The organism is Erwinia oleae, assembly GCF_000770305.1.
Lineage (GTDB): Bacteria > Pseudomonadota > Gammaproteobacteria > Enterobacterales > Enterobacteriaceae > Erwinia > Erwinia oleae.
Genome location: NZ_JNVB01000127.1, coordinates 1 through 5164, shown reverse-complemented (window position 1 = coordinate 5164; position 5164 = coordinate 1). Strand labels below are relative to the sequence as shown.

Below are 5164 nucleotides of genomic sequence, written 5' to 3'. Positions count from 1 at the left end.
AGCCTCGAGATGAGTTCTCCCTGAGTCCTTGCGACTCCTGAAGGGACGTTGAAGACGACGACGTTGATAGGCCGGATGTGTAAGCGCAGCGATGCGTTGAGCTGACCGGTACTAATGACCCGAGAGGCTTAACCTTACAACGCCAGAAGCGTTCTGGTGGTAATGAGAGACGAAAAAGAATTTTCAGCGGAGTTCCGGATAACAGAATTTGCCTGGCGGCTCTAGCGCGGTGGTCCCACCTGACCCCATGCCGAACTCAGAAGTGAAACGCCGTAGCGCCGATGGTAGTGTGGGGTCTCCCCATGCGAGAGTAGGGAACTGCCAGGCATCATACAGACGGAAAAGCCTCATGCGAAAGCATGAGGCTTTTTTCGTTTATGGCACGCAGCACGGCTGCACGAAACAAATCATTCAACGATAACGCATTGAATCGGGTAAACTACGGTCAGTTAACTACCCTGAAGGCCGTTCCATGTCCATGCAGCTCCATTCTCTAAAACCCTATAACACCTTCCATCTGGATGCGCATGCACAGCATATTGCCGTTATCGATACTGCGGCTGAACTGGCTGCGGCATGGCAGGAGAGTCTGAAAAAACAGCAGCCAGTATTATTACTCGGAGAGGGCAGCAATATTTTGTTGCTGGAAGATTTTCAGGGTACGGTCATTGTTAACCGCATTAAAGGCATTAACGTCAGTGAAAGTAATGAGGCCTGGCATCTGCATGTCGGGGCCGGAGAGAACTGGCATCGGCTCGTAACGTATTCATTAGAAAATGGCTTTTCAGGATTAGAAAACCTGGCGCTGATCCCTGGCTGTGTGGGATCTGCCCCGATCCAAAACATTGGCGCTTACGGGGTGGAGTTAAAACAGGTCTGTGATTACGTTGATATGCTGAACCTGACCTCTGGCCATATCCAGCGTCTCAGCGCGGAAGAGTGCTGCTTTGGCTACAGAGACAGTATCTTCAAGCATCAATTCCAGGACGGCTATGCGATTATCGCAGTAGGTATTCTGCTTCGAAAAGCATGGACGCCGGTGATTACCTACGGCGAATTGACCACATTAGACATTGAGACCGTCAAACCCCGGCAAATATTTGACGCGGTCTGCCGGATGCGCAGAAGTAAGCTGCCTGACCCAAACATAGTGGGCAATGCGGGTAGCTTTTTCAAAAACCCCGTTGTTTCATCAATCGTAGCCGCAACGCTTAAGCAAAAGTATCCTGATGCGCCTGTCTATGCCCAGGCCGATGGAAGTGTGAAGCTTGCCGCCGGTTGGCTGATAGAACAAAGTGAGCTGAAGGGTTATCACATTGGGGGCGCAGCAGTACATCGCCAGCAGGCGCTGGTACTGATTAATGAAGATGATGCCTCGGGAGAGGATATCGTGGCGCTGGCGCGTGAAGTTCGTCAACGTGTGGGTGAAAAATTCAATGTATGGCTGGAGCCTGAAGTGCGTTTCATCGGCGCTTATGGAGAAAAGAATGCGGTTGAGGTTATTTCATGAAAGGTAACACGGTTCCTTTAACCCTGATCGGTATTCTGGCCGATGGTCAGTTTCACTCAGGAGAGATGTTGGGTGAGAAGCTTGGTATGAGCCGCGCAGCAATTAACAAGCACATACACACAATTAAAGACTGGGGCATTGATGTTTTTACCGTGACCGGAAAAGGTTACAGCCTGCCGACGCCCATTCAACTTCTGGATGAGGATATCATTCTGTCGCAGCTGGATCACGGGCGGCTGGCGGTAATCCCCGTGATCGACTCCACGAATCAGTATCTGCTGGATCGTATGGATGCGTTGCAGTCTGGCGATGCCTGTGTAGCTGAATATCAACAGGCGGGAAGGGGCAGGCGTGGACGGCAATGGTTCTCGCCGTTCGGCACCAACCTTTACCTGTCAATGTACTGGCGGCTTGAACAAGGCCCGGTAGCAGCAATGGGCCTGAGCCTTGTTATTGGGGTGGTTGTCGCAGAAGTATTACGTGCTTTAGGCGCTGAAAACGTGCGCGTAAAATGGCCCAACGATCTTTACCTGAACGATCGAAAACTCGCGGGTATCCTCGTCGAATTAACGGGTAAAACCGGCGATGCTGCGCAAATAGTCATCGGCGCTGGCATCAATCTGGCTATGCGTACGGCGAGTGCTATCGATCAAGGGTGGATCAATTTACAGGAAGCGGGAATTACCGTTGATCGTAATCAGCTTGCGGCGCAACTGGTCAATAAGATGAGGGAATCGCTGCAATTGTTTGAAAAAGAAGGGCTGACACCTTTTATCGAACGCTGGAGCAAACTGGATAACTTTCTTAACAGGCCGGTTAAGTTACTGATTGGCGAGAGAGAGATTTTAGGGATAGCCAGAGGAATTGACCCGCAGGGTGGTCTCATCCTTGAACAGGATGGCGTGAGAAAAGCATGGGTGGGCGGAGAAATTTCTTTACGGCCGCAAGATTAAAAAGAAGAGGGGAAAGCGCCCCTCTTTTTTATTTACGCAAACGGACGAGATCCACCGCATGATTAACGCTTTTTGTCATTATCAGACTTGCACGCTCACGGGTTGGAAGAATATTTTCATTGAGATTCAATAAATTAATCTCTTCCCACAGTTGTTTAGCGATGCCTACAGCCTCTTGCTCAGAAAGTTTTGCATAGTGATGGAAATAGGAGTCAGGATCGGTAAATGCCCCCTGCCGGAATTTCAAAAAACGATTGATATACCATTTTTGTAGCAGTTCTTGCGGCGCATCAACATAGATAGAAAAATCCACAAAATCGGAAACAAATACATGATGGGGATCGTGCGGATAATCCATTCCACTTTGTAAAACATTGAGCCCTTCGAGGATCAATATATCCGGCTGCTGAATAACCTTGTCGCCATCGGGAATCACATCGTAAATCAAATGCGAATAGACAGGTGCGGTGACTTGAGAACTGCCTGATTTAAGATCCGAGACAAAATTCACCAGCCTGTGCATATCATAAGATTGCGGAAACCCTTTCTTTTTCATCAGCCCGCGCTCTTTCAGTACCTGATTAGGATGCAGAAAGCCGTCGGTGGTGATCAGTTCAACGCGGCGATGCTCTGGCCAGCGGCTTAAGAGCGCCTGAAGGACACGCGCCGTCGTGCTTTTCCCGACCGCAACGCTACCAGCAATGCTGATGATATAGGGTATTTTTTGCCCGTTCGTTCCCAGAAACTGCTCAAGCACAGCCTGACGGCGTAAATTCGAGCTAATGTAAAAGTTTAAAAGACGTGAAAGGGGAAGATAAATCTCTGCTACCTCTTCCAGAGAAAGATCTTCATTAATCCCTTTCAGGCGAGCAATCTCCGCTTCGCTAAGGGTCATCGGTACGGTATTACGCAGTGCCGCCCATTGTGTACGGCTAAACTGCAAATAGGGTGTGGTTAACAACGACTCTTTTTTACTCATATCTATGCTTCTGCCAGCAATAAATCGCCCGTAATAAGGTCTGTAACTTAAAGATGCCTTTATCGACGACTTTTAGTTAGCGGATGTAGGGTAATTTCAGAACACAATGGGCAGGAGGTTAACACCAGACGGGCGAGGATCAGAAGGAAAAAAATATTCTGCCTGCGCAAACGCTACGGATGCCGCATTTCTTAAACAATCTGCTGCCATGTCAGTTCAGAGCTTAAGCGAAAACGCGTTTGGCACAGAAGTGCCGGGTACTTAACAGGGTAACGTAGAGATAATAAAGCAGTAATCCGCCGCTTACTTGAACAGAATAACGGCATTAACAGGGCATTTTGCGAGGAATTGCACAAATAGTAAGCATTAAAACCGTTATCGCAATTTTTTTGTTGCATCGCGCGGCCGCTCTTCCTAGAATGCGCGTCACTTGATGCCGGCTTAGCTCAGTTGGTAGAGCAACTGACTTGTAATCAGTAGGTCACCAGTTCGATTCCGGTAGCCGGCACCATCAAGTAAAAGAAATACCGGGTGGGGTTCCCGAGCGGCCAAAGGGAGCAGACTGTAAATCTGCCGTCATCGACTTCGAAGGTTCGAATCCTTCCCCCACCACCATTTCAGACTGAGCGCATGCCCAGTCGGGTCATCAAGCGTATGCGGGTTGACTTGAGTAATAAGAAAGCGTTTCTTGTTACTCACAAGCTACAGAATGAACAGGTAGCAGAGTTCCAGGATGCGGGCATCGTATAATGGCTATTACCTCAGCCTTCCAAGCTGATGATGCGGGTTCGATTCCCGCTGCCCGCTCCAAGCCGTGCTGATATGGCTCAGTTGGTAGAGCGCACCCTTGGTAAGGGTGAGGTCCCCAGTTCGACTCTGGGTATCAGCACCACATCAATATCTCCCTCCCTGCTTCTTCTTCTGTGCATTAAATTCTACAGTTCAGGCAATGCCTGGTTGATGTGGTGATATCACCGATTTATCCGTGTCTTAGAGGGACAAGCGATGTCTAAAGAAAAATTTGAACGTTCCAAGCCGCACGTCAACGTTGGTACTATCGGCCACGTTGACCACGGTAAAACCACCCTGACTGCTGCTATCACTACCGTTCTGGCTAAAACCTACGGCGGTGCTGCACGTGCGTTCGATCAGATCGATAACGCGCCAGAAGAAAAAGCACGTGGTATCACCATCAACACCTCTCACGTTGAATATGACACCCCAAGCCGCCACTACGCGCACGTTGACTGCCCTGGCCACGCCGACTATGTGAAAAACATGATCACCGGTGCTGCGCAGATGGACGGCGCGATCCTGGTTGTTGCTGCGACTGACGGCCCGATGCCGCAGACCCGTGAGCACATCCTGCTGGGCCGTCAGGTTGGCGTTCCTTACATCATCGTGTTCCTGAACAAGTGCGACATGGTTGATGATGAAGAGCTGCTGGAACTGGTTGAAATGGAAGTCCGTGACCTGCTGTCACAGTACGACTTCCCTGGTGACGACACGCCAATCGTTCACGGTTCTGCTCTGAAAGCGCTGGAAGGCGATGCAGAGTGGGAAGCGAAAATCATCGAGCTGGCCGGTCACCTGGATAACTACATCCCGGAACCAGAGCGCGCCATTGACAAGCCGTTCCTGCTGCCAATCGAAGACGTTTTCTCTATCTCCGGCCGTGGTACTGTGGTAACCGGTCGTGTTGAGCGCGGTATCGTTAAAGTG

4 protein-coding genes, 4 tRNA genes and 2 rRNA genes are annotated in these 5164 nt (G+C 50.0%); 9 read left to right on the top strand and 1 reads right to left on the bottom strand.

What is annotated here, in order from left to right; genetic code table 11:
* The 4 genes from GS12_RS22040 to birA form a co-directional block, all read left to right on the top strand.
* A 23S ribosomal RNA gene (locus GS12_RS22040) occupies positions 1–136 on the top strand; the annotation flags it as partial.
* A gap of 75 nt (positions 137–211) precedes the next feature.
* A 5S ribosomal RNA gene (gene rrf / locus GS12_RS22035) occupies positions 212–327 on the top strand.
* Positions 328–472: 145 nt separating this feature from the next.
* Positions 473–1510, top strand: coding sequence for a UDP-N-acetylmuramate dehydrogenase (gene murB, locus GS12_RS22030; RefSeq protein WP_034950985.1), 1038 nt, complete (start codon positions 473–475; stop codon positions 1508–1510).
* Positions 1507–2463, top strand: a complete 957-nt coding sequence (gene birA / locus GS12_RS22025; RefSeq protein ID WP_034950983.1) for a bifunctional biotin--[acetyl-CoA-carboxylase] ligase/biotin operon repressor BirA — start codon at positions 1507–1509, stop codon at positions 2461–2463. The genes murB and birA overlap by 4 nt, the downstream gene beginning before the upstream one ends.
* 28 nt (positions 2464–2491) lie before the next feature.
* On the opposite strand, the gene coaA is transcribed toward birA, so the two are convergent.
* Positions 2492–3442, bottom strand: coding sequence for a type I pantothenate kinase (gene coaA, locus GS12_RS22020; RefSeq protein WP_034950980.1), 951 nt, complete (start codon positions 3440–3442; stop codon positions 2492–2494).
* 435 nt (positions 3443–3877) lie between these two features.
* Here coaA and GS12_RS22015 point away from each other — a divergent pair.
* The 5 genes from GS12_RS22015 to GS12_RS21995 form a co-directional block, all read left to right on the top strand.
* A tRNA-Thr gene (locus GS12_RS22015) sits at positions 3878–3953 on the top strand.
* Positions 3954–3972: 19 nt separating this feature from the next.
* Positions 3973–4057: transfer RNA gene (locus tag GS12_RS22010), tRNA-Tyr, on the top strand.
* Positions 4058–4177: 120 nt separating this feature from the next.
* Positions 4178–4252: transfer RNA gene (locus GS12_RS22005), tRNA-Gly, on the top strand.
* Positions 4253–4258: 6 nt separating this feature from the next.
* Positions 4259–4334, top strand: a tRNA-Thr gene (locus GS12_RS22000).
* A 113-nt stretch (positions 4335–4447) separates the two neighbouring features.
* The coding region (locus GS12_RS21995) for an elongation factor Tu (RefSeq protein ID WP_034950977.1) at positions 4448–5164 on the top strand (717 nt) is incomplete at its 3' end.

Excerpts from the sequence above, each read along its gene's own strand:
- coaA (WP_034950980.1), bottom strand. The coding sequence starts at position 3,442 with ATGAGTAAAAAAGAGTCGTTGTTAACCACACCCTATTTGCAGTTTAGC.
- birA (WP_034950983.1), top strand. The coding sequence starts at position 1,507 with ATGAAAGGTAACACGGTTCCTTTAACCCTGATCGGTATTCTGGCCGAT.
- murB (WP_034950985.1), top strand. The coding sequence starts at position 473 with ATGTCCATGCAGCTCCATTCTCTAAAACCCTATAACACCTTCCATCTG.